This is a genomic window from Ralstonia sp. R-29 (assembly GCF_049913345.1).
Classification (GTDB): domain Bacteria; phylum Pseudomonadota; class Gammaproteobacteria; order Burkholderiales; family Burkholderiaceae; genus Ralstonia.
Genome location: NZ_CP184377.1, coordinates 1,402,708 through 1,426,416, shown reverse-complemented (window position 1 = coordinate 1,426,416; position 23,709 = coordinate 1,402,708). Strand labels below are relative to the sequence as shown.

Genomic DNA, 23,709 nt, shown 5'->3' with positions numbered 1-23,709 from the left:
GGCTACCGCATCGTGCAGGCAAATGCACGTCGCGGAAAGTCTGTCAGAGCGGTGCCCGGCCGGGGACGCAACCCGCGCGCCCGGCGGCTCCGTTATACGGTCATCGGGTTGGGCTTGTTCGGATCGAGGTTGTACTTCTTCAGTGCCTCGGCCACCTTTTCGCGCGGCAGCACGCCTTCATCGGCGAGTGCCTTGAGCGACGCGACCGTCACCCAGTAGCGGTCCACCTCGAAGAAGTGGCGCAGCTTCTCGCGGGTATCCGAGCGACCGAAGCCGTCGGTGCCCAGCACCACGTAGCGACGCGGCACGAAGGCGCGGATCTGCTCGGCGAAGGTACGGACGTAGTCGGTCGATGCGATGACCGGGCCGCGTGCGTTCTTGAGCAGCTTCTCGACGTGCGACTCGCGTTGCGGTTCGGTCGGGTTGAGCAGGTTCCAGCGTGCGGTGGCGTTGCCTTCGCGGGCCAGCTCGGTAAAGCTCGGGCAGCCCCACAGGTCCGACTCCACGCCCCAGTCCTTCTTCAACAGATCGGCAGCGGCAATCACTTCACGGAAGATCGTGCCCGAACCCAGCAGTTGCACGCGCGGCGCGTTGCTGTTCTCGACGCCCTTCTTGAACTGGTACATCCCCTTGATGATGTCGGCCTCGACACCCGCCGGCATTTCCGGGTGTTCGTAGTTCTCGTTCATCACCGTCAGGTAGTAATAGACGTCTTCCTGCTCGACATACATGCGGCGCAGGCCGTCTTGCATCACCACCGCCAGTTCGTACTGGAAGGTCGGGTCATACGAGATGCAGTTCGGGATGGCAGCGTGGTACACGTGCGAGTGGCCGTCTTCGTGCTGCAGGCCTTCGCCGTTCAGCGTGGTGCGGCCAGCGGTGCCGCCCAGCAGGAAGCCGCGCGAGCGCATGTCGCCAGCGGCCCAGCACAGGTCGCCGATACGCTGGATGCCGAACATCGAGTAGTAGATGTAGAACGGGATCATCGCCACGCCATGCGTCGAATACGACGTGGCGGCCGCGATCCAGTCGCACATGGCGCCGGCTTCGTTGATGCCCTCTTGCAGCACCTGACCCGTCTGCGATTCCTTGTAGAACATCAGCTGGTCGTGATCCTGCGGCACGTACTTCTGGCCTTCCTGGTTCCAGATACCAACCTGGCGGAACAGACCTTCCATACCGAACGTGCGCGACTCATCCGGCACGATGGGCACGACGTGCTTACCGACGTTCTTGTCCTTCAGCAGGATGTTCAGGATACGCACGAAGGCCATCGTGGTGGACACTTCGCGACCTTCACCGGTGGCCTTGAGCAGCGCGTCGAACGCCGACAGTGCCGGCACTTGCAGCGCATCGGCCTTCTGGCGACGGGCCGGCAGGTAGCCGCCCAGGTCCAGGCGCGCCTTGCGCATGTATTCGAGTTCCTTCGAGCCTTCCTCGAACTTGACGTACGGAACCTTCTCGAGCTGGTCGTCAGCCACCGGGATGTTGAAGCGATCGCGCAGCTTGCGGATGGCATCCACCGGCATCTTCTTCTGCTGGTGGGCGATGTTCATCGCTTCGCCGGCTTCGCCCATGCCATAGCCCTTGATGGTCTTGGCGAGGATGACGGTCGGCTGGCCCTTATGGTTGCTCGCCGATTGGAATGCCGCGTAAATCTTGTGCGGATCATGGCCGCCGCGGTTCAGCGCCCAGATATCGTCGTCGGACCAGTCGGCCACCATGGCCTTGAGTTCCGGCGTGTTGAAGAAGTGCTCGCGCACGTAGGCGCCGCTCTTCGACTTGAAGGTCTGGTACTCGCCGTCGACGCATTCCATCATGCGGCTCATCAGCAGGCCCTTGGTGTCGCGGGCGAGCAGTTGGTCCCAGCGGCTGCCCCAGATGACCTTGATGACGTTCCAGCCGGCGCCGCGGAATTCGCTTTCCAGCTCTTGAATGATCTTGCCGTTGCCGCGCACCGGGCCGTCCAGGCGCTGCAGGTTGCAGTTGATCACGAAGACGAGGTTGTCCAGCTTTTCACGGCCGGCCATGCCGATCGCGCCCAGCGATTCCGGCTCATCGGTTTCACCGTCGCCCAGGAACGCCCAGACCTTGCGGTTTTCCCAGTTCTGGATCAGGCCGCGGCTGGCCAGGTACTTGGTGAAGCGCGCCTGGTAGATCGCCATGATCGGGCCCAGGCCCATCGACACGGTGGGGAACTGCCAGAAATCCGGCATCAGCCACGGGTGCGGATACGACGAAATGCCCTTGCCGTCCACTTCCTGGCGGAAGTTATCGAGCTGCTCTTCGCTCAGACGACCCAGCAGGAAGGCACGCGAGTACACGCCCGGTGCCGAGTGGCCCTGCACGAACACCATGTCGCCGCCGTGCTTGTCCGACGGGGCATGCCAGAAGTGGTTGTAGCCGACGTCATACAGCGTGGCTGCGGACGCAAACGACGAGATGTGGCCACCGACGTTGGTGTCCTTGTTCGCACGCAGCACCATCGCCATGGCGTTCCAGCGCGTGTACGAACGGATGCGGTGCTCGATTTCCTGGTCGCCGGGAATGCGGTCCTGGTTTTCGACCGGAATCGTATTGATGTAGGGGGTTTCTGCGTGCAGCGGCGAGGTCACGCCGTTGATGCGTGCGTACTCGATCTGCTTGTCGAGGAGGAACGCCGCGCGCTGCGGGCCTTCCGCGCCGATGACGCCTTGCAGCGCCTCCAGCCATTCCTTGGTTTCCTGGGGATCGACGTCGCTGGCGCGCGTGGCGCCCAGGACTTGCTCTGGTACGGCCGACATGGCGGTCTCCTTGGGTAGCAGTAACGTTTGATGCGTCTCTTGAGAGGCGCCCGCCGGCACGTACGTTCACACGTACAGACGGGCCGCCCCGACTTTTGCGCTGATTCTATGGGCACCCCCAAACACTGCACAAGCGGAATTTTCAAATTGCGATATGGTTTTTTATAATGCGGAATATTGCCGCAATGCAAAACAAATCACTTTTGACGCTGCACTGCAGCAATTTCGGTCTTAACGAAAACCCTTCACCAAGCGGTTTCCCCAAGCGACGTGTAAGTTCATTGCCGTTACACTTGGTTTTGCGCAGTTGCACAGATGTCCACCCCGCTACTTCCACCCGCCCTTCCGCAGAATTCAGGCGTTCGTCCGCCCATCATGCTTTCCCCCTCCCACGCCTCACAGGATTCGGCTGCACCCGAGCCGGCGAAACCTGCCTCGCCCCCTGCGATCTCGGTTTCAGTGCCTGCGCCCGAATTGCCGCCCGAAAACGGTGGGCGCCCCAACATGCCGCGCCGCCTGTGGCTGACGCGCCTGGGCCGGCTGTGGACGACCAACTGGTTCATGTTCATCCCGCTGGTGGCAATCGTCCTGTTTGCCGGCGCGATGATCTTCATCCTGTATCAACTGCACGCCACCGAGGTACAGCAGCAGCGTGACGCGCTCTACCGCGACGCGGCCTGGGCCGAGCAGAAGGTGCGGCTGTCGCTGCAGAGCAATCAGGACCAGGTGGCCGCGCTGGCACGCGACATCGGCGCCGCGCAGCTCGACCCGAGCGCCTACCGAGACGCCGCCCGCCAGCTCCTGCGTGAAAACCCCGAACTGGTCTTCATCAACTGGCTCGATGCCACGCGACGGCCGCGCTGGGCGTTTCCGTCCAACTCCGAGTTCGTCACCCGTCTGCGCGAAACCCGCGACCACCCGCTCGAGCCCGAAATCCAGGCCGCCTACGACGCCGCGCGCGAAACACAGCGCGCCGTCTATTCACGCCCGATCCAGAACGAGCGCGGCGAGAGCTTCATGCTCATGGAAGTGCCCATCGTGCGCGACAACGAGTTCCTGGGCACCGTGGGCGCCCTGTACTCTGTCACCGGCATCCTCACGCAATTGCTGCCCGGCGAACTAACGGACCGCTACCGCTTCTCGCTGGTCGACAAGAACAACGTGATCCGCGCGAGCACATCGCTGCGGCCCGTGCCCAAGGCGGCCGCTTCGTATGAAGTGCTGCTCGATCCGCCGGGGCACTCGCTGTCGTTGCGGGCGGAGGCCTACCCGGCGCCGACCAACCTGCCCAACAACATGCTGATGTGGCTGGTGGCCGGGCTCTCCTGCTTCGTGATCTGGAGCCTGTGGAGCGTGTGGCGCCACACCAGCCGGCGATCCGAGGCGCAGCGCGCGCTGCTGGCGGAAACCTCGTTCCGCCGCGCCATGGAGAACTCCATGGTGATCGGTATGCGCGCACTGGATCTCAACGGCCGCATCACCTACGTCAACCCCGCGTTCTGCCGCATGATCGGCTGGACGGAAGCCGAACTGGTCGGCCGCATGCCGCCGTTCCCGTACTGGCCGCCCAACGAGATCAGCGAGATGCAGAAGCACATCGAGCTGACCCTGCGCGGCAAGGCCCCGGCCAACGGCATGGAACTGCGCATGATGCGCCGCGACGGCACGAGCTTCTACGCGCGGATGTACGTCTCCCCGCTGATTGACGCGCGCGGCCGCCACACGGGGTGGATGAGCTCGATCACCGACATCACCGAACCCAAGCGCGCGCGCGAAGACCTGGCCGCCGCGCACGATCGCTTTACGACCGTGCTGGAGAGTCTGGACGCGGCCGTCTCCGTGCTCTCCACGGACAAGGCTGAGCTGCTGTTTGCCAACCGCTACTACCGCCAGCTCTTCGGCTGGGAAGCGTTCGGGCACCTGCAGCTCTCGGGCCAGGACGTTGACACGGAAGATGTGTCCAGTGATGCACTCGACCTGGTGGACGCCTACGCCGGCCTGCCCGCCTCCGAACTGACGCCGCACGCGGCGGATGCGCGCGAAATCTACGTGCCGTCGATGCAGAAGTGGTTTGAAGTCCGCCGCCGCTATATCCAGTGGGTCGACGGCCACCTCGCGCAAATGCAGATCGCCACCGACATCACCGTACGCAAGGCGGCTGAAGAAATGACGCGTCAGCATGAAGAGCGCCTGCAATTCACCAGCCGCCTGACGACCATGGGCGAGATGGCATCGTCGCTGGCGCATGAGTTGAATCAGCCGCTGGCTGCCATCAATAACTACTGCATGGGCGCCGTGGGCCGCCTCAAGAGCGGGCGCAGCACAGCGGAAGAGCTGATCCCGGTGCTGGAAAAGACCTCCGCCCAGGCCGTCCGCGCCGGCACCATCATCCAGCGCATCCGCGGTTTCGTGAAACGCAGCCAGCCCCAGCGACGTGAATCCGACCTGCGCGACATCGTGGCCGATGCCGTCGGACTGGCCGAACTGGAAGCCACGCGGCGCGGCATCACCATCCTGACGCGCCTACCTGCCGACCTGCCGCACCTGTATGTGGACCCGGTGCTGATCGAGCAGGTGCTCGTCAACCTGCTCAAGAATGCGGCCGAAGCCATGGCCGCCCACCCGCGCCTGCGCGCCGCCAGCGTCCTGCGCCTGCACGCCAACCTGATCGACGACCCGGAAAACTCCGTGCTGATCGAGGTGATCGACCAGGGCCCCGGCGTGGACGACAGCACCAAGGAACGCCTGTTCGAGCCGTTCTTCAGTACCAAATCCGATGGAATGGGCATGGGGCTCAATATCTGCCGCTCCATCATAGAATCCCATCTCGGCCGGCTGTGGGTGGAAAACAATGCCGACGGGATCGGCTGTACGTTTAAAATCATCCTGCCGCTGAACCCGCTGTAATCGGTAACTGACTGGCAATAAGAGTCGCTAACAAAACTGTCCTGGCTAGGCGTGCCGACGCAGACAGTATAAGTAGTACCGAATGGTCGTCACTGCGGGAGGCGCAACGACGCCAGGGCGGTTTTGTTAGCGGCTCTAAATCGTTTTTAAAACATAGAACGTAAACCGAGGACTCTCCATGAGCACAACGCCCGCAGTTGCGCCGCGTAACGAAACCGTGTTCGTTGTCGACGACGATGAAGCCATGCGTGACTCGTTGACGTGGCTGCTCGAAGGCAACGGCTATACCGTGCGCACCTATCGCAGCGCCGAAGAATTCCTGGTGGACGACAAACGTGGCGAAGGCGTTGGCTGCCTGATCCTCGACGTGCGCATGCACGGCATGAGCGGCCCGGAACTGCAAGACCGCCTGCTGGCCGAAAACAGCCGCATGCCCATCGTCTTCGTCACCGGCCACGGTGATGTGCCGATGGCCGTGTCGACCATGAAAAAAGGCGCGGTGGATTTCATCGAGAAGCCGTTCGACGAAGCGGAACTGCGCGAGTTGGTCGAGCGCATGCTCAGCAAGGCACGCTCGGAAGACTCCGTTGCCCGCGAGCAAAAGGCGGCCAAGGAACTGCTTGGCAAGCTCACCACGCGCGAGCAGCAGGTGCTGGAGCGCATCGTTGCCGGGCGGCTGAACAAGCAGATTGCCGATGATCTGGGCATTTCCATCAAGACCGTCGAAGCACACCGCGCCAACATCATGGAAAAGCTCAGCGTGAACACCGTGGCCGACCTGCTGCGCCTGGCGCTGTCGCGCAACAGCTAAACAGCGTCGCAAAACACCAAGCGGGCGGCTGAAGGGGGAAGCACCGATTTATAATCGCGGTTTGCTTTCCCTCTCCTCCGCCCAACCATGACCGCCCAACTCATCGACGGCAACGCGCTTGCCAAGCAACTCCGCGCCGAAGCCGCACAACGCGCGGCTGCCCTCACCGCCCGCGGCCACCAACCCGGCCTCGCCGTCATCCTTGTTGGCGAAGACCCGGCCAGCCAGGTCTACGTACGCAACAAGATCAAGGCGTGCGAAGACAACGGCTTCCTCTCCGTTTTCGACCGCTACCCGGCTGACCTGACCGAAGCGGACCTGCTCGGCCGCATCGACGCCCTGAACCGCGATCCGCGCATCCACGGCATCCTGGTGCAACTGCCGCTGCCCAAGCACATCGACAGCCACAAGGTGCTCGAAGCCATCGCGCCCGAAAAGGACGTCGACGGCTTCCACATCGCCAACGCCGGCGCGCTGATGACCGGCGCCCCGCTGTTCCGCCCCTGCACGCCGTACGGCTGCATGAAGATGCTGGAATCGATCAACTACCCGGTGCGCGGCGCCAATGCCGTGGTGGTGGGCGCCTCCAACATCGTCGGCAAGCCGATGGCGATGCTGTTGCTGCAGGCCGGCGCCACCATCACCGTCTGCAACAGCAAGACGCGCGATCTGGCCGCCCACACGCGTGAGGCCGACATCATCGTGGCCGCCGTCGGCCGCCGCAACATCATCACCGCCGACATGGTCAAGCCCGGTGCCGTCGTCATCGACGTGGGCATGAACCGCGACGACGCCGGCAAGCTGTGCGGCGATGTCGACTTTGCGGGCGTGAAGGAAGTCGCCGGCTACATCACGCCCGTACCGGGCGGGGTCGGCCCGATGACGATTACCATGCTGCTGGTCAACACCCTGGAAGCCGCCGAGCGCGCTGCCGAAGGATCTGCGCTGGCGGCCTGACATTAGCGACCTAAGCTTCACCTGATCCTGTTGGAAACGAAAAAAGCGTCCCCACCTGCTGGATCGGACGCTTTTTTTGTCCCCCCGATTTTTCAACCGAGCCCGCCATGACCGACACTTCGCCCAATGTGGCCACCCCGGCAACCAACCCGCTGCTCGATTTCTCCGGTCTGCCCCGCTTTGCGGACATTCGCCCCGAACACGTCACGCCGGCCATCGACGTGCTGCTCGAACGTGCCGCAGCCGCCGTCGCCAAGGTCAAGGACCCGGCCACGCCCGTCACCTGGAGCACCGTCGTCACGGCGCTCGAAGACGCCACGGAGCCGCTGGGCCGTGCCTGGGGCATCGTCGGCCACCTGAGCGCTGTGGCCGACACGCCCGCACTGCGCGAAGCACACGCCGCCAATCTGCCGCGCGTGACGGAATTCTGGTCGGGTCTGGGCCAGGATCTGGAGCTGTTCGAAAAGTACAAGGCGATCGCCGAAAGCGCGGAATACACCACGCTCTCGCCGGCCCGCAAGAAGCTGCTCGATAACGAGCTGCGCGGCTTCCGCCTGGGTGGCGCCGAGTTGCCGGAAGATCAGAAGCCGCGTTTTGCAGCCATCCAGGAACAACAGGCGCAGCTGACCAAGGCCTTCAGCGACCACGTGCTTGATGCGACCAATGCCTACGCGCTCATCATCGACGATGAAGCCCGCTTGGCTGGACTGCCAGACGACGCCAAGCAAGCCGCGCAGGAAGCGGCCAAACGCGATAACCCGAGCGCCACCGGCTGGAAGTTCACGCTGCACTTCCCGTCGTACTTCCCGGTGCTGCAATACGCGGAAGACCGCGCCCTGCGTCGCACGCTGTACGAAGCCAACGTCACGCGCGCATCCGAGCTCGGCGCGCAATACGGCGGCGGCAAGGCTGAGTGGGACAACACCGCCAACATGGCCGAGCAGCTCGCGCTGCGCACGGAAGAGGCGCACATGCTCGGCTATCGCAACTTCGGCGAGGTGTCGCTGGTGCCGAAGATGGCCGATTCGCCCGAAGACGTATTGCGCTTCCTGAGCGAACTGGCCGACCGCGCCCGCCCCTTTGCCGAAAAGGATTGGGCCGAACTGCAAGCCTTCGCGAAAGACAAACTCGGCATCGACAAGCTCGAGCCCTGGGACATGGCCTATGCGTCGGAGAAGCTGCGCGAAGCGCGCTACGCCTTCTCCGAGCAGGAGGTGAAGCAGTACTTCCCCGAGCCCGCCGTGCTGGATGGGTTGTTTGAAGTCGTGCAGACGCTGTTCTCGGTCAAGATCCGTCCGGAGCAGGCCGAGGTGTGGCACCCGGACGTACGTTTCTTCCGCGTGGAATCGGCGCAGGGCGAGCTGCTCGCGCAGTTCTACATCGACCTGTACGCCCGAGAAGGCAAGCGCGGCGGCGCCTGGATGGACGACGCGCGCGGTCGCAAGCTGCTGGATGACGCACGCGTGCAAACCCCGGTGGCCTACCTCACGTGCAACTTCTCCGGCCCGGTCGGCAACAAGCCCGCCCTGTTCACGCACGACGAGGTCATCACCCTGTTCCACGAGTTCGGCCATGGCCTGCACCATATGCTCACGCAGGTGGATGAGCTGGGCGTGTCCGGCATCAACGGCGTGGAATGGGATGCGGTGGAATTGCCCTCCCAGTTCATGGAGAACTTCTGCTGGGAGTGGGAAGTGCTCTCCCGCATGACCCGCCACTCGGACACCGGCGCGCCACTACCAAGTGCCCTGTACGACCGCATGCTGGCCGCGAAGAACTTCCAGAACGGCATGATGACGCTGCGCCAGATTGTGTTCTCGACGTTCGACATGCACCTGCATACGGACTTCGACCCAAAGGGTGCGACGTCGGTGCTGGAGCTGTCGCGCCAGGTCAACAACCGATTCCACGTGGTGCCGCAGGCGGAACTGTCGCGCTGGCCGAATACGTTCAGCCACATCTTCGCGGGCGGTTACGCAGCCGGGTATTACAGCTACAAGTGGGCCGAAGTGCTGTCGGCCGATGCGTATGCCGCATTTGAAGAAGCGGGCAAGCTGAGTGGTTCGGTGCTCGACGCGCAAACCGGCGAGCGCTATCGCCGTGAAGTGTTGGCCGTTGGTGGCAGTCGCCCGGCGATTGAGTCGTTTACGGCCTTCCGTGGCCGCGCACCCTCGATCGACGCGCTGCTGCGTCACGGCGGCATGATGGCTGAAGCCGCCTGACGCTGCACGGCATCCCCACAGCGCCGCTTCGTGCAACTGCCGAAGCGGCGTTTTTCATTGGGGCAAACGAAAGTCGACGTGTGCCGGCCGCCCCGGCAGCGAGAGCGTGGCATGCGGTGCGGGCGTACGCGCCACCACCTTGCCGCGTCGCATGACCAGCGTGCGCGCGGCACGCAGGCGGATCGCCTCGATCGGGTCACGGGCATCCAGCACAACCAGATCGGCATGACACCCGGGCGCAATGCCATAGCCCTCCAGGCCGAGAATGCGCGCGGGGGTTTCCGTCACTGCGGCAAAGCATTGGCGCATGGCATCTTGCCCCGTCATCTGCGCAACATGCAGGCCCATGTGCGCGACCTCCAGCATGTCGCCGGAGCCCAGGCTGTACCACGGGTCCATCACGCAATCGTGGCCGAAGGCGACATCGATGCCCGCAGCCAGCAACTCTGGCACGCGTGTCATGCCACGCCGCTTCGGATACGTGTCTGAGCGGCCCTGCAGCGTGATGTTGATGAGCGGATTGGCGATCGCCGCCACGCCGGCTTCGCGCATCAGCGGCAGCAGCTTGCTAACGTAGTAGTTGTCCATCGAGTGCATCGACGTCAGATGCGAGCCCGCCACGCGCCCATGCAAACCCAAGCGGTGCGTTTGCGAGGCTAGCGTCTCGATATGGCGCGAGAGCGGATCGTCGGATTCGTCGCAATGCATGTCGACACGCAAGCCGCGCTCGGCGGCAAACTCGCACAGCAGCCGAACGGACTCCGCGCCATCGGCCATCGTGCGCTCGAAATGCGGGATACCGCCGACCACGTCGACGCCCATATCGATGGCGCGCTTGAGGTTGTCGAATGCGCCGGGGCTGCGCAGCACGCCATCTTGTGGAAACGCCACGAGCTGCAAGTCCAGATACGGCGCCACCTGACGCTTGACGTCGAGCAACGCCTCGACGGCCAGCAAGCGGGCGTCACACACATCCACGTGCGAGCGAATCGCCAGCAGGCCGCGCGCGACCGCCCAATCGCAGTAACGCCGGGCACGCTCGATCAGCGCTTCCTGCGTCAACACGGGCTTGAGCTCGCCCCAGAGCGCGATGCCCTCGAGCAGCGTGCCGGACTGGTTCACGCGCGGCAGGCCATACGAGAGGGTCGCATCCATATGGAAGTGCGCATCGACAAACGGCGGCGATACCAGCATGCCCGCCGCGTCGACCTCCTCCGCACCCCGCGTGGGCAGACTCGGCTGCACCGCGGCAATGCGGCCGGCGTCGATACCGATGTCGATGCCGACACGCCCATCGGGCAGATTGGCGTTGCGGATCACGAAATCCATACGGGCTCCTCTGAGTGCATGGGGTTCAATCTACCTCAAGCCAGTGATGGCGGCAGCACGGGGGCTTGATGGCACAATACCGGACACTCTGAACGGCGCTGCCGGTATGCGCCGTCGCCATTTGCAAGGATTGATTGCCCCATGCGTGTCGCTACTTGGAACGTTAACTCTTTGAAGGTCCGCCTGCCGCAGGTACTGCAATGGCTGGCTGAACGCGAAGCCGACGCCATGCCCATCGACCTGCTCTGCCTGCAGGAACTCAAGCTGCCCGACGATCGCTACCCGCTCGCCGAGCTGGATGCCGCGGGCTACGCATCGCTGTTCACCGGCCAGAAGACCTACAACGGTGTCGCCATCCTGGCGCGCAAGGCCGCGGTGCCCGAGGGCCGCGATGTAGTGAAGAACATCCCTGGCTTTGCCGACGAGCAGCAGCGCATCGTGGCCGCGACGTACGACATGCCGGGCGGGCCGGTACGCGTAATCTCCGCCTACTTCCCGAACGGCCAGGCGCTCGACTCCGACAAGTTCGTCTATAAGCTGCGCTGGCTGGAAGCGCTGCAAGTGTGGTTGAAGGCCGAGATGGCGCAGCACCCGCGCCTGATGCTGCTGGGCGATTTCAACATCGCCCCGGACGATCGCGACGTGCACGATCCGAAAAAATGGGAAGGCCAGAACCTGGTGTCGCCGGAAGAGCGTGCTGCGTTCCGTGCGCTGGAGGGTGCGGGCCTAGTGGATGCTTTCCGTCTGTTTGACCAGGAAGACAAGCTCTTTTCCTGGTGGGATTACCGGCTGTTCGCGTTCAAGCGCAATGCGGGGCTGCGCATCGACCACATCATGCTGTCGCCGGAATTGGCCAAGCTGTGCGAGTCGTGCCATATCGACCGCGTGCCGCGCACGTGGGAGCAGCCATCGGACCACACACCTGTCGTCGCCGCCTTGCGCGACGCGTAAGAACGTGTTCACGATCCGTAGCGAGCGGCCCTCAGCGGGGTGAAGAGCAGCGCAGAAACCGGAATGTACTCAAGTACATGAGGATTTCGAGCAGCGCATGAGCCCCGATCAGGGCCGCGCAGTAGGATCATGGACACGTTCTAAGACCACCACTCAGGCATGGCCTCTACCTTCAAGCACCGAAACCTACCGCATCTGCTCCTGCGCGCGCGTGAGACGTTCATGGCGGGCTTCCGACCGCTTCTGCGCGAGCATGGCCTATCCGAACAGCAATGGCGCGTGCTGCGCACGCTCAACGACATGGGCGACATGGAGCCCAACCAGCTCGCCGATGCGTGCCTGATCCTCAGCCCGAGCCTGACGCGCATGCTGGCGGCCATGGCCGAGTCTGAAATGATCGTCCGCACGCGTTCGTCGGTGGATCAGCGCCGGCAAGTCATCTCACTGACACCGAAGAGCCGCGAATTCATCGCCAAGGTCGAACCGCAAGTCGATGCGGAATACGCGCGCATCGAAGCCCTGCTGGGGCGCGCTCGGCTGGATGGGCTGTACGCCATCCTCGACGAATCGATCCTCGCCATGGAAACCCATTCGCCGATGGCACGTCTGGCTGACGACGAAGAATAACGCCGACCCGCCCACGCCCTACCCGTCAGCCGGGAAACACGCACCCACGAAAAAGCCGGTCACGCAGACCGGCTTTTTCTCAAGGCAGCGGACACTGATGTCCACCTTGTCTGCACCGGTCATGCCGATGCCAATGTCGCCACACGATTTACTCAAGCCACTGCGACATGCGCGCGCTTGACCACGACCGGTTGCGGCAACTCGTTTAATCCGTTGGATCGCTGCACGCCGTCTGCAATCAGCACACGGGCGGCATCCTGGATCCGCTCCTGACCGGCCTCGAAGGCCGCTTGAAGGGACAACACCTGATCACCTTCCAGGCCTTCCCAAAGCGCCTCGCGCGTTGCCACGCAAGTCACCTTTTCACCGTCGACAAGCGCGTCGAACAGCAGGCCTTCGTTGTTGATGTCGTACGCCTCTTTCTTTTCGAACTTGATTTCCATCGTCAAAGCCCTCCGATTGCAATGGACAACAACGCACACGCTGTTGGCGTGGAAACCATGCGGGGGGGCCGGCACGGTTCCGTCAAACTTCGTGTCTGACTGCAAGGATCATTTTAACCAAAGCTTGCGAGGCGCGTGCGAATGACATTGGCCGCGAAGAGAAAGCGCGCCAAGGCGATCGCCGGCCATCCCAGGCGGCATCAGACCTCGCGCGCCATCCGGCACGGGTATGCTTTTTTGTCAGGGTCGAGCGCCTCGCCCGACTAAGCAAAGCGAGGGCCACACGCAAGGCCCGTGCCGGCACACCAATCGGAGGCGACGATGGCAATACAAACCCACCGTTTGCGACACGCCTATGTCAGCGTCGCGTTGATGCTGCTGGCCTCGCGCCCAGCGTACTCGGCCGATTGCGGCGCACTGCATGTCCAGAGCCCACCGCACACGGTTGCGGTGGTTGAACTCTATACATCCGAGGGTTGTAATAGTTGCCCGCCGGCGGATCGCTGGCTCAGTCGCGCACCGCTCGACCCCCAACACTGGATACCGCTGGCCTTGCACGTGGATTACTGGGACAGCCCCAGCTGGAAAGACACCTTCGGCCGTGCCGCCTTTGCCGAACGGCAGCGCGCGCTTGGCGATGTGGGGCACGCGCCGACGATCTACACGCCGGAAGTGTTCGTCTCCGGCCGTGAACTGCGGCACTGGGCGAATGCAACGGATTTCTCACGCGCCGTCGCCGCACGCAATGCGCAGCCTGCAATGGCGGACATTTCGCTGGATGCCAACCGCGTCAATGCGCCGCGTGCAGCGTTGCAAACCCGCGCACGCTTTACGCTACGGCCAAGCGCGGCTTCCGCCGCAAGCCCAGCGGTCGCGTGGATCGCCTTGACGCAAAACGGCTTGATCAGCCACCCGAGCGGCGGCGAGAACGGGGGCGTGGAACTACGCCACGGCCATGTCGTAAGGGAATGGATCGGCCCGATCCGGTTGACTGGCACCAGCACGCAATGGCAGGGCGAGATTCCCCTGCCCGCCAATGCGCGCCCTACCGATGTGAGCCTGGCCGCCTTCGTTGAGCGGCCGCGCGACGCAGAGATCCTGCAGGGGGTCTCCGCGCCGCTGTGTCGTTAGACGTCTGTTGATCGGGCGATCAGCGCGCCGTTTCCGACACTTGCACGGCGCCATGCTCCGGCGTGTGCAACAGCGAGCGACGACGCGCGTAGCCGAAGTAGACCACCAGCCCGATCACCACCCACACCAAGAAGGCGATCCACGTGACCGCCTGGAGATGGCTCATCAGGAACAAGCACATGCCGATCGCCAGCAGCGGCACCACCGGCACGCCCGGGCAACGGAAGCCGCGGTGCAGATCCGGACGCGTACGGCGCAGCACCAGCACGGCCACGGCGATCAGCGAGAACGCGGCCAGCGTACCGATGTTGATCAGCTCTGCCAGCACGTTCAGCGGCACGAACGCGGCAATCACGGCAAACACAATGCCAACCACCCAGGTATTGAGGAACGGCGTCGCGTAGCGCGGATGGATGTGCGACAGGCTCTTGGGCAGCAGACCGTCGCGCGACATGGCGAAGATGATGCGGGTCTGGCCATAAGCCATCACCAGGATCACGGTCGTCATGCCGATGATGGCGCCCAGATCGACAAAGCCGGCCACCCAGCCTTCACCCGCCATCTGCAACGCCAGCGACACCGGGTGGTCCACACCCGCGAACTTCGCGAACGGCACGATGCCGGTCATGATCGCCGCCACCATCACGTACAGGATCGTGCAGACCGCCAGCGAGCCGATGATGCCGATCGGCAGGTCACGCTTGGGGTTGCGCACTTCTTCCGCCGCGGAGGTGACCGCGTCGAAACCGATGAAGGCAAAGAACACAATGGCGGCCGCCCCAAACACGCCGTTCATGCCGAACGGCATGAAGGGTTGCCAGTTGGCCGGCTGCACGTGGCGCACGCCCACGAAGATGAACAGCAGCACCACCGTCACCTTGATCACCACCATGATGTTGTTGGCGCGCGCCGATTCCCGCACGCCAAACGACAGCACCGTGGTAACGAGCAACATGATCACGAGCGCCGGCAGGTTGAACAGCGTCTGCACGCCCGGAATGGCCCCCGGTGCAGCCGTCAGCGCTTGCGGCAGATGCATGCCGAAGCCCGCCAGCAAGGATTGGAAATAGCCCGACCAGCCCACCGATACGGCGGAGGTCGCCAGGCCATACTCGAGCATCAAGTCCCAGCCGATGATCCATGCAACCAATTCGCCCATCGTGGCGTAGGCGTAGGTATAGATGGAGCCCGAGACGGGGATGGTCGAAGCAAATTCGGCGTAGCACAGTGCGGCAAACCCGCACGCCAGTGCGGCCACGATGAAGGACAGCGTGAGCGCCGGCCCGGCGGTCAGCGCGCCCGTGCCCGTCAGCACGAAAATACCGGTGCCGATGATGGCGCCGACGCCAAGGAAAGTCAGGTCCACGGGCCCGAGCACTTTCTTCAGACCCGTATTGCTATGGCCAGTGCGGATCATGTGATCCACGTTTTTGGTACGGAACAAGCTCATTGACTGCGTCTCCTATCTGCATGCCTGTCCAGATGTAGTGGAAGGCACTGTCGCGCACGTTTGGCGCGCGGCGGCGGATTTTTGCAAAAAGCGGGCATTCTACCCGCTGGCGACACTCCGCCCTTCTATCGCCGACTTGCAGACAGGAAAATAGGACAATTCACGCCCGGTTGACGTCGCCTGGGGCTCACATGCCAGCGCTCAGGTCGTCGGCAAACAGCGGTTGCTGACGCGCATGCGCATCGGACTCGTACAACCGCACGCCCACCCCAAGCAAGCGCACAGGAATCTGCCGGCGCTCGAACCCCTGGGCCAGCAGCTTGGAGAACACCGGCAGCGACACCTGTGGCGAAATGCACTCCACCGTCGTGCCACGAAAATCCGCAAACCGCAGCTTCACATACGTCTTGTGGATCATGTTGGCGGCGCGGGCGCGCTCAACGCGAGCGGCAAGCTGTTCGACGAGAATGGTCAATTCGCGCTGGCAATCCTCCAGCGTGCGCAGATCGGTCGCGTAGGTTTCTTCCACGCTGACCGACTTGCGAATCTGCGAGGGTTGCACCTGCCGGTGATCAATGCCTCGGCAAAGGTCATGTAGCCGAAAACCGAACACACCGAAATGCTGCTGCAAGCGGTCTGTCCCCCAGGCGCGCAGGTCGCCACAGGTTTCCGCGCCTAGGCGGCGCAGCTTGGCGGCGGTCACCTTCCCCACGCCAAATAGCCGCTCCACGGGCAATTCGGCGGCGAAGGCATCCACCTGCTCCGGCCGCACCACGAACAAGCCATCGGGCTTGCGCCAATCGCTGGCGATCTTGGCAATGAACTTGTTGGGCGCAACACCCGCCGACACGGTAATGCCAATCTCTTCACGCACACGGCGGCGGATGTCCTCGGCGATGCGCGTGCCGCTGCCGGCGTGCATGGGGCTGTCGCTCACATCGAGGTACGCCTCGTCCAGTGATAGCGGCTCTACCAGCGGCGTGTAGCTGTGATAGATGGCGAAAATCTGGCGCGCGACCTGGCGGTACTTATCCATGGCCGGCGGGACGATGAGCAGGTCAGGACAGCGCTTGACGGCCTGCGCCATTGGCATCGCAGAATGGATGCCGAACTTGCGCGCTTCGTAATTACAGGTCGCCACGACCCCGCGCCGCTCGGGCCGTCCACCCACGGCCAGCGGCTTGCCGAGCAGGCGCGGATCGTCCCGCATCTCGATGGCAGCGTAGAAACAATCGCAGTCGCAGTGGATGATCTTTCGCACGGCAGCCGGCCGCGTGAGGACTTGGCGTTCAGAAGAGGAACGCAAGCGTACCAGCTTCCGCTCGGCGTGCAGGGAATGTATGAGCTTGACTGCGCAACAATGCATTTCGCCGATACTGCAATGCAGCATCGGCGAATGCGGGGAGAGAAAATCGGCGATTAGCGGCCGATGTCGTGGGACACGGCGCCGAGTTCCTCGTTCAGCGCACGTTGTTCGTCACCGGACAAGCCACCGCGGTGCTGGCTGGCCATATCGTTGGCTTCCTGGCGGATGCGACGCAGGCGATCACGCAGGCCATCCGCGCGGTACGGATCGATATAGCCTTGCGACTGGCGCACGTCGATGCGATGGAATTCTTCAGCAAGTCGGCCTTGCACTTCGTCAAAGCGGGCGCGCGGGTCTACCGGGGCCGGTTCGCGCACTACCACGGTGCGAGTCTGCGCGGGAGGCGCCACCACACAACCGGCCATGGAGGCCACCAGCACAGCGCACAAGGTCAGACGCGGAAGAATCGACATGATTTGGCTCGTAGTGTCGTTATCGAACCGCGCAAGCCGCGCGGGACTGGCGCTATCTTACGAACCGTTTTACGCAAAGCTGTGACGATTGGTAACCATGCATTACACCGCAAATGCCTCCGGCGGCTCGACGGGCGGCGGGGGTTCATCGGGCGAAGGCAAATCAGGAGGAACGCCCGGCGGCGCTGGCTCGTCGGGCGGGGGCACGGCATGTGCGGGCAACGCGCAATCGACAGACATGGTTTCCCTCCGGACAAAACGCATTGACAATCTAGTACGCGATTCCCATGCCAACAAGTCACCGCTGCGCCGAACCCATGCACGATCTACCGACCACCCGCTTTCAAGATCAAACGCTCGTCCGCATTGGCGATGCCCATGTCGATGGCTCCATGCTGCTGCTCGCCCCACACGCTGGCGGGCGGTTGGTGCGCTGGCGCCATCGCGGTGAAGACATCCTTTTCTGGCCCGACTCTGCCGACTGGTCCAACCCGGCGAAGGTACGTGGCGGCAATCCGTTGTTATTCCCCTTCATCGGGCGGCATTTTGTCGACGGTGAAGTCGGCCGCTGGCGCGATGCGCGCGGCCAGGTTCATGCCCTGCCGCAGCATGGCTTTGCGCGCGACCTGCCGTTCAGCGTGGAAGACGCCAGCGACGCGCACATCGTCATGCTGTTGCGCGATAGCCCCCAGACACGCGTGGGGTATCCGTTCGCGTTTGAGTTTCGCGTGACGTACCGGCTGATTCACGATGGGCTGGAGGCAACGTTCTCCGTCAAGCATCTCGACGAAGGCGCCGGACACGCGCCCATGCCGTTCTACGCGGGCCACCATTTCTATCTGGCACTGCCGCATGCGTTGCGTGGCGCGACGGAACTGTCGATGCCACCGTCGCGGCTGTCGCGCCAGCTCCCGGACGGCAGCCTCGATGTTCCGGCACCCGGGCGTAGCACGTACCAAATCGATGACCCGGCGCTGCAAGACCGCTATCACCTGCTGGATGCCGCCGGTGCCGCGACACTGGCCATTCCCCCGTATGCAGACGCGCCGCTAGGCCGCAGCATTCGCATCGAGGTGGATGGCGCACCAGTGCCCTGGCACGCCATCACCACCTGGACAGAAAACGCGACATCCGACTTCTATTGCGTCGAACCGTGGATGGGCCTGCCCAATGCGATCCACCACGGCGAAGGCTTGCACCTGCTTGCCCCCGGCGAATCGCGGCAAGCCACCTGCCGTCTGCGGATCGCACGCTAGCGAACACGCTCGTCCGCTCAGGCCTTCTCGTAGGCCTGCACCGCGTCCATCACGCGCGCCGAGTACACCAGCGCCGCGCCCGCATTGAGCGAAATCGCCACGCTCAATGCATCGGCAATCTCTTCATGCGTCGCGCCACGCTTGATCGCCTCGGCGGTATGCACGGTGATACAGCCATCGCAGCGCGTCGTCACCGCCACGGCCAGTGCGATCAACTCCCGCGTCTTGGCGTCCAGGCTGCCCGTCGATGCACCCGAGAGCGTTTGATAGCCCTTCACCGTATCCGGCGTGATCTTGCCAATCTCGCCAATGCGCCCAAGCAGTTCTTTCCGATACTCGACCCAGTTCAGCATGATGTGCTCCCGGTGGTGTGGCGCTGGCCCGATGCCTGCGCCGTTGGAAAGAGTGTTGTCTTTAGGCGTGATCCGTTGAATACTTTATTAACGCAATTTCTAGCGAAATCGTCTCAATGGACGCACTCAGCCAGTTCATCCGACTCACCCGCCCGCAGGCGAGTCTCGATTTGCGATGCCTGTTCCAAGGGCCCTTCTCAATCCCGCACGACCCCGAACCCAATGGCCAGGTGCTGTTCCACTTGGTGTTGTCGGGCAGTTGCCTGGTAGAAACCAATGACCGCACGTTCACGCTGCATGAAGGCGATTTCATCCTGTTCCCGCGCGGCCATGCCCACACGATCCATGACTTGGCGAGCACCGCCGACACGTCCGTGCGCAAGCCACGCGTCTCGCACGACGGCATGCTGCCCTTGCGGAAAACCGGTCGCGGCGCGGCAGAAGTCGACCTGCTCTGCGGCCGCTTCGTGCATGAGCCCGGCTCGACCACGCTGCTCATCCGCACGCTGCCGGACCCCCTATGTGTGTCGTTGAGTGATAGTGCGTCGTTTCCAGCGCTGCAAGCCCTTATTGGGCTGATGCGCAGCGAGGCTGAAACGCGTGCCCCTGGCGCACTGGCGATCGTTACGGCGTTGAGCCAGGCGTTGCTGACGATGGCGCTGCGCGTCTACGGCCAACGCGAGCATGCCGCCCCCGGCACGCTTACGCTGCTGTCAGACACGCGCCTCGGCCCCTCCATCCAGGCGATGCTGAGCACCCCTGAACGTGCGTGGACCATCGATGCACTCGCTGATCTGGCCGCCATGTCGCGCGCCACCTACGCGCGGCACTTCAAGGCACGCGCCGACATGACGGTGTGGGAGTTCCTCACACGCGTGCGCGTGACACTCGCCTGCGACGCGCTCATCCACACCCGCCTCAGCGCAGGTGAAATCGGCGCGCGCGTCGGTTATCAATCCGAAGCGGCGTTCGGCAAGGCGTTCAAGCGGCAACTGGGGATGACGCCGGCGCGCTATCGGCGGGCCGCCAACACCGTCGAGTGATATCGCACCAGACACGCATCGCGTTACCGTGCGAACCACTAGTCATCGGCGCCCGGCCTCTGTTATACTTTTGTGCTTCGGGGCGTAGCGCAGCCTGGTAGCGTACCTGCATGGGGTGCAGGTGGTCGGAGGTTCAAATCCTCTCGCCCCGACCAAAACAAAAAGCCCGCGTAACGTGATCCGTTACGCGGGCTTTTTCACGTCTGTTTGCAGCGCGAGCTTGGCTTGGGTTTTACGGCTTATCAGTGCGCAGAATGTCCAGCACAGCCGTCAGCGCATGTCGCAGGCTCAGCACATCAACTGAGCCGCTACCACTTGCGGCGATGACCGGCGCAGGCGCGACAACCTCGACCTCTGTCGTCTCCACTTCCGGCTCCATGGACTGTACGACAGCTGCGCCATGTCGCAACTCATCCAGTCGATTGCGCGCGCCGTTGATCGTGAAGCCCTGCTCATACAGCAACTCGCGGATGCGCCGGATCAGCAGCACTTCATGGTGCTGGTAATAGCGACGATTGCCGCGCCGCTTGACCGGCTTGAGTTGCGTGAACTCCTGCTCCCAATAGCGCAGCACGTGCGGCTTGACCGCACACAGGTCACTCACCTCACCAATGGTGAAGTAGCGCTTGGCAGGAATCGGTGGCAGGTTGACCCGCTCCGTGTGTTTATCGGCGGCCATGAAGGGCTGGCGAAAGAGACGGAATGATTGAAACGGCTGGAATTACACAGCGCCCACAGCATCGGCCGGCAAGGGCTCGACGCGCTCTTCCACGAGCGCCTTGAGCTTCTGGCTGGCGTGGAATGTGACGACGCGACGGGCGGTGATCGGGATGATCTCTCCCGTCTTCGGGTTGCGGCCCGGACGCTGCGGCTTGTCGCGCAACTGGAAGTTGCCGAAGCCAGACAGCTTGACGCTATCACCTTGCTCGAGCGCTTCGCGAATCACGTCAAAGAACGCCTCGACCATGTCCTTCGATTCACGCTTGTTCAGGCCGACCTGCTCGAACAGCATCTCGGCGAGTTCGGCCTTTGTGAGTGTCGGCACTTCCTGGCCGCGCGCATCACGCGCGTCGGCCAGTGCTGACGAAGAAGAACCGAGCGAGTCGCCCAAGGATGCCGCCAACGCGGGCGCGTGTTGATCGTTCATAGGATTCGCTTAGGCGTTGATCGATCCGAATGCGGAGGTTCGTTCGAGCTGTCTCTCGCGAGGCGCGGACGTCAGGCGCGCAGGCGCGCGCCGAATGCATCGCCGGCCGCTCGAATCAGTTGCTGTGTGGCGGCCTCGACAATGTCGTCCTGGAGGGTGCTGTCAGTATCTTGCAACGTAATTCTGAAGGCAAGGCTTTTCTCCTGCGCCCCAATGGCCGCCGTGGCGGCCTTCGGACGGAACTCGTCGAACAGCACAACGCCCTGCAGATAACGCTGCCAAGGGGTGCCAACGGCCGTTTTCTCGAACGTATCAACGAGGTCCTGCACCGCCACATCCTGGCGCACGACCAATGCAATGTCGCGCGTCACAGCCGGCACACGCGGCACTTCGCGATACTTCGGCAGGCCAACAGCGGTCATGGCGTCGAGCTCAAGCTCCCACACCACCGGCGCGGTCGGCAGATCGTACTTCTGCAGCCAGCGCGGATGCAGTTCACCGATCCAGCCGATAGCGCGACCATTCAGCACCACACGTGCAGAGCGTCCCGGATGCAGCGCAGGATGCTCAGCGCGCTCGAAGCGTGCTTGCAGCGGCCACAGCAGCGACTCAACATCGCCCTTCACGTCGAAGAAATCGACAGCGCGCGTTTGCACGCCCCACTGCTCTTCCTTGGCCGGACCGTAGGCGATACCGCCCGCCATCATCGGTTGCGCATAGCCAGCGATCGACAGGCCGCCATCCGCAACGCTCGCATCTCGGTGGAACACACGGCCCACTTCGAACATGCGCACGCGCGAAGCCTTGCGGTTCAGGTTGTAGCGCACCTTGTCGAGCAAACCGCCGATGAGCGTGCTGCGCATCACCGAGTACTGGCTGGCGATCGGGTTCAGCAACGGAATCGGATTGGTGTTGCCGGCAAAGTCAGCTTCCCACTCCGTCTCGACGAAGGCGAAGTTGACGACCTCGTGATAATCGCGCGCTGCCACGGCGTGACGCACATCGTGCATCGTGCGGCGTGCTTCGTCGGTCGGGCGCATCGCGCTCTCGGCCACCGGCGGCTTGGCCGGAATCTGTTCGAAACCGTAGATGCGGGCGACCTCTTCGATCAGGTCTTCCTCGATCTCAAGGTCGAAGCGGTACGACGGCGGCTCGACGATGAACACATCGCCATCCACATTGAACGCGAGGCCGAGGCGCTTAAACACATCCGCCACGACTTCGTGCGACAGCGGAATGCCAAGCACACGCGCTGCACGTGCGACACGCATGCGCACCGGCTCGCGCTTGGGCAGATTGACGATCTGATCGTCGATCGGACCAGCCTGCCCCCCGCAGATTTCGAGGATCAGCGCGCTGATGCGCTCGATGTGTTCAACGGTGGTCGCGTAGTCGACGCCGCGCTCGAAGCGATGGCCGGCATCGGTCGAGAAGTTGTAGCGGCGCCCGCGACCCTGAATGGCCTCCGGCCACCAGAATGCGGCTTCGACGTAGATGTTCTGCGTGTCGAGCGTGACGGCCGTCTTATCGCCACCCATGATGCCGGCCAGGCTTTCGATGGCTTGCTCGTCGGCAATCACGCCGACCTTTTCGTCGACGGTGATGGTGTCGCCGTTGAGCAGCTTCAGTTCTTCGCCGGCCTTGCCCCAGCGCACCGTCAGGCCGCCGTGGATCTTGTCCAGATCGAACACGTGCGACGGACGGCCCAGCTCCAGCATCACGTAGTTGGAGATATCGACCAGCGCCGACACGCTGCGCATGCCCGCGCGCTCGATGCGCGAGACCATCCACGCCGGCGTCTTCGCGTGTGCATTCACGCCGCGGATGATGCGGCCCGAGAAGCGGCCGCACAGGTCCGGCGCCTCCACCTTGACCGGCAGTTTGTCAGCCAGCGTCACCGCCACCGGCGCCATCGACGGCACCGTAATCGGTGCGCCCGTCAGCGCGGACACTTCACGCGCCACGCCATGGATCGACAGGCAGTCCGCCTTGTTCGGCGTGAGCTTGATGACGAAGATCTGGTCGTCCAGATCGAGCACCTTGCGGATGTCCTCGCCCACCGGCGTATCTTCCGGCAGGATCAGCAGGCCGCCATGGTCTTCCGACAGCTTCAACTCGCGCGCCGAGCACAGCATGCCGTAGCTTTCCACGCCACGCAGCTTGCCGACCTTGATCTTGAACGGCTTGCCGTCTTCACCCGGCGGCAGCTCGGCGCCGACCATCGCGCACGGCACCTTGATGCCCACCGACACATTCGGCGCGCCGCAGACGATCTGCAGCAGCTCGCCCGTGCCCGCATCCACCTTACACACGTTCAGGCGATCGGCGTCCGGATGCTTGTTCACCTCGACCACATGGCCGACGACGATATTTGTGAACGGCGGCGCGACGGGGTCGACCTCTTCCACTTCGAGGCCAGCCATCGTCAGGCGATGGGAAAGCTCATCAGTAGTGATCGGCGGATTGACGAAACTGCGAAGCCAGGATTCCGGAAATTGCATGGCGCGACGGAAAAGAGAA

Annotated in this window: 19 protein-coding genes and 1 tRNA gene; 10 read left to right on the top strand and 10 right to left on the bottom strand. The window is 63.4% G+C overall.

The genetic code is table 11. The features are described 5' to 3' along the window. Positions 1-92: 92 nt before the first annotated feature. Entirely contained in the window at positions 93-2,783 is a 2,691-nt protein-coding gene (aceE, locus tag ACN9M1_RS06700) for a pyruvate dehydrogenase (acetyl-transferring), homodimeric type (RefSeq protein WP_426398441.1), read from the bottom strand. 375 nt (positions 2,784-3,158) lie between these two features. Here aceE and ACN9M1_RS06695 point away from each other — a divergent pair, with 375 nt between their 5' ends. The 4 genes from ACN9M1_RS06695 (at position 3,159) to ACN9M1_RS06680 (ending at position 9,680) form a co-directional block, all read left to right on the top strand. Beyond that, positions 3,159-5,690 carry a PAS domain S-box protein gene (locus ACN9M1_RS06695; RefSeq protein ID WP_426398440.1) on the top strand — a complete coding sequence of 844 codons (2,532 nt, stop codon included), beginning with the start codon at positions 3,159-3,161 and terminating at the stop codon, positions 5,688-5,690. A gap of 178 nt (positions 5,691-5,868) precedes the next feature. Beyond that, positions 5,869-6,501 (top strand): response regulator transcription factor, encoded by a 633-nt coding sequence (locus ACN9M1_RS06690; RefSeq protein ID WP_426398439.1) that lies wholly within the window; start codon positions 5,869-5,871, stop codon positions 6,499-6,501. 87 nt (positions 6,502-6,588) lie between these two features. After that, on the top strand, positions 6,589-7,458 hold the full coding sequence (gene folD / locus ACN9M1_RS06685; protein WP_426398438.1) for a bifunctional methylenetetrahydrofolate dehydrogenase/methenyltetrahydrofolate cyclohydrolase FolD: 870 nt from the start codon (positions 6,589-6,591) through the stop codon (positions 7,456-7,458). A gap of 107 nt (positions 7,459-7,565) precedes the next feature. After that, entirely contained in the window at positions 7,566-9,680 is a 2,115-nt protein-coding gene (locus ACN9M1_RS06680; RefSeq protein WP_426398436.1) for a M3 family metallopeptidase, read from the top strand. Between the two features lie 54 nt (positions 9,681-9,734). Here ACN9M1_RS06680 and ACN9M1_RS06675 read toward each other — a convergent pair whose 3' ends face one another. Beyond that, positions 9,735-11,009 (bottom strand): amidohydrolase family protein, encoded by a 1,275-nt coding sequence (locus ACN9M1_RS06675; RefSeq protein WP_426398435.1) that lies wholly within the window; start codon positions 11,007-11,009, stop codon positions 9,735-9,737. A gap of 141 nt (positions 11,010-11,150) precedes the next feature. Between ACN9M1_RS06675 and xth the strand changes: the two genes are divergently transcribed. Both xth and hpaR read left to right on the top strand, forming a co-directional pair. Then, complete coding sequence (xth, locus tag ACN9M1_RS06670) at positions 11,151-11,960, top strand: exodeoxyribonuclease III (protein WP_426398433.1); 810 nt, start codon at positions 11,151-11,153, stop codon at positions 11,958-11,960. Between the two features lie 159 nt (positions 11,961-12,119). Beyond that, positions 12,120-12,587, top strand: coding sequence for a homoprotocatechuate degradation operon regulator HpaR (gene hpaR / locus ACN9M1_RS06665; RefSeq protein WP_426398431.1), 468 nt, complete (start codon positions 12,120-12,122; stop codon positions 12,585-12,587). Between the two features lie 152 nt (positions 12,588-12,739). On the opposite strand, the gene ACN9M1_RS06660 is transcribed toward hpaR, so the two are convergent. Then, positions 12,740-13,030: a DUF1488 family protein gene (locus ACN9M1_RS06660; RefSeq protein ID WP_426398429.1), complete on the bottom strand. Its 291-nt coding sequence runs from the start codon at positions 13,028-13,030 to the stop codon at positions 12,740-12,742. 372 nt (positions 13,031-13,402) lie between these two features. On the opposite strand from ACN9M1_RS06660, the gene ACN9M1_RS06655 reads away from it, so the two are divergent. Beyond that, on the top strand, positions 13,403-14,161 hold the full coding sequence (locus ACN9M1_RS06655) for a DUF1223 domain-containing protein (RefSeq protein ID WP_426398818.1): 759 nt from the start codon (positions 13,403-13,405) through the stop codon (positions 14,159-14,161). Positions 14,162-14,180: 19 nt separating this feature from the next. Here ACN9M1_RS06655 and ACN9M1_RS06650 read toward each other — a convergent pair whose 3' ends face one another. The 3 genes from ACN9M1_RS06650 to ACN9M1_RS06640 form a co-directional block, all read right to left on the bottom strand. Beyond that, entirely contained in the window at positions 14,181-15,611 is a 1,431-nt protein-coding gene (locus ACN9M1_RS06650) for an amino acid permease (protein ID WP_426398427.1), read from the bottom strand. A 187-nt stretch (positions 15,612-15,798) separates the two neighbouring features. After that, on the bottom strand, positions 15,799-16,872 hold the full coding sequence (gene dinB / locus ACN9M1_RS06645; protein WP_426398817.1) for a DNA polymerase IV: 1,074 nt from the start codon (positions 16,870-16,872) through the stop codon (positions 15,799-15,801). Positions 16,873-17,030: 158 nt separating this feature from the next. Then, positions 17,031-17,390, bottom strand: a complete 360-nt coding sequence (locus ACN9M1_RS06640) for a hypothetical protein (RefSeq protein ID WP_426398425.1) — start codon at positions 17,388-17,390, stop codon at positions 17,031-17,033. Between the two features lie 317 nt (positions 17,391-17,707). On the opposite strand from ACN9M1_RS06640, the gene ACN9M1_RS06635 reads away from it, so the two are divergent. Next, the gene (locus ACN9M1_RS06635) at positions 17,708-18,646 is read left to right on the top strand and encodes an aldose epimerase (RefSeq protein WP_426398816.1); all 939 of its coding nucleotides are present in this window, start codon (positions 17,708-17,710) and stop codon (positions 18,644-18,646) included. Between the two features lie 17 nt (positions 18,647-18,663). On the opposite strand, the gene ACN9M1_RS06630 is transcribed toward ACN9M1_RS06635, so the two are convergent. Then, positions 18,664-18,999 carry a carboxymuconolactone decarboxylase family protein gene (locus ACN9M1_RS06630; RefSeq protein WP_426398424.1) on the bottom strand — a complete coding sequence of 112 codons (336 nt, stop codon included), beginning with the start codon at positions 18,997-18,999 and terminating at the stop codon, positions 18,664-18,666. A 116-nt stretch (positions 19,000-19,115) separates the two neighbouring features. Between ACN9M1_RS06630 and ACN9M1_RS06625 the strand changes: the two genes are divergently transcribed. Together ACN9M1_RS06625 and ACN9M1_RS06620 are read left to right on the top strand one after the other, a co-directional pair. Further along, a complete protein-coding gene (locus ACN9M1_RS06625) occupies positions 19,116-20,042 on the top strand; it encodes a cupin domain-containing protein (RefSeq protein ID WP_426398422.1) in 927 nt (308 codons plus the stop codon). A 78-nt stretch (positions 20,043-20,120) separates the two neighbouring features. Then, positions 20,121-20,197: transfer RNA gene (locus tag ACN9M1_RS06620), tRNA-Pro, on the top strand. A gap of 77 nt (positions 20,198-20,274) precedes the next feature. Here the strand turns inward: ACN9M1_RS06620 and ACN9M1_RS06615 are convergent. The 3 genes from ACN9M1_RS06615 to pheT all read right to left on the bottom strand — a co-directional run bounded on the left by ACN9M1_RS06615 (position 20,275) and on the right by pheT (position 23,690). Next, entirely contained in the window at positions 20,275-20,721 is a 447-nt protein-coding gene (locus ACN9M1_RS06615) for a MerR family transcriptional regulator (RefSeq protein WP_426398420.1), read from the bottom strand. A gap of 42 nt (positions 20,722-20,763) precedes the next feature. After that, positions 20,764-21,189 carry an integration host factor subunit alpha gene (locus ACN9M1_RS06610; RefSeq protein ID WP_426398418.1) on the bottom strand — a complete coding sequence of 142 codons (426 nt, stop codon included), beginning with the start codon at positions 21,187-21,189 and terminating at the stop codon, positions 20,764-20,766. A gap of 71 nt (positions 21,190-21,260) precedes the next feature. Continuing rightward, complete coding sequence (gene pheT / locus ACN9M1_RS06605) at positions 21,261-23,690, bottom strand: phenylalanine--tRNA ligase subunit beta (RefSeq protein ID WP_426398416.1); 2,430 nt, start codon at positions 23,688-23,690, stop codon at positions 21,261-21,263. Positions 23,691-23,709: the final 19 nt, after the last annotated feature.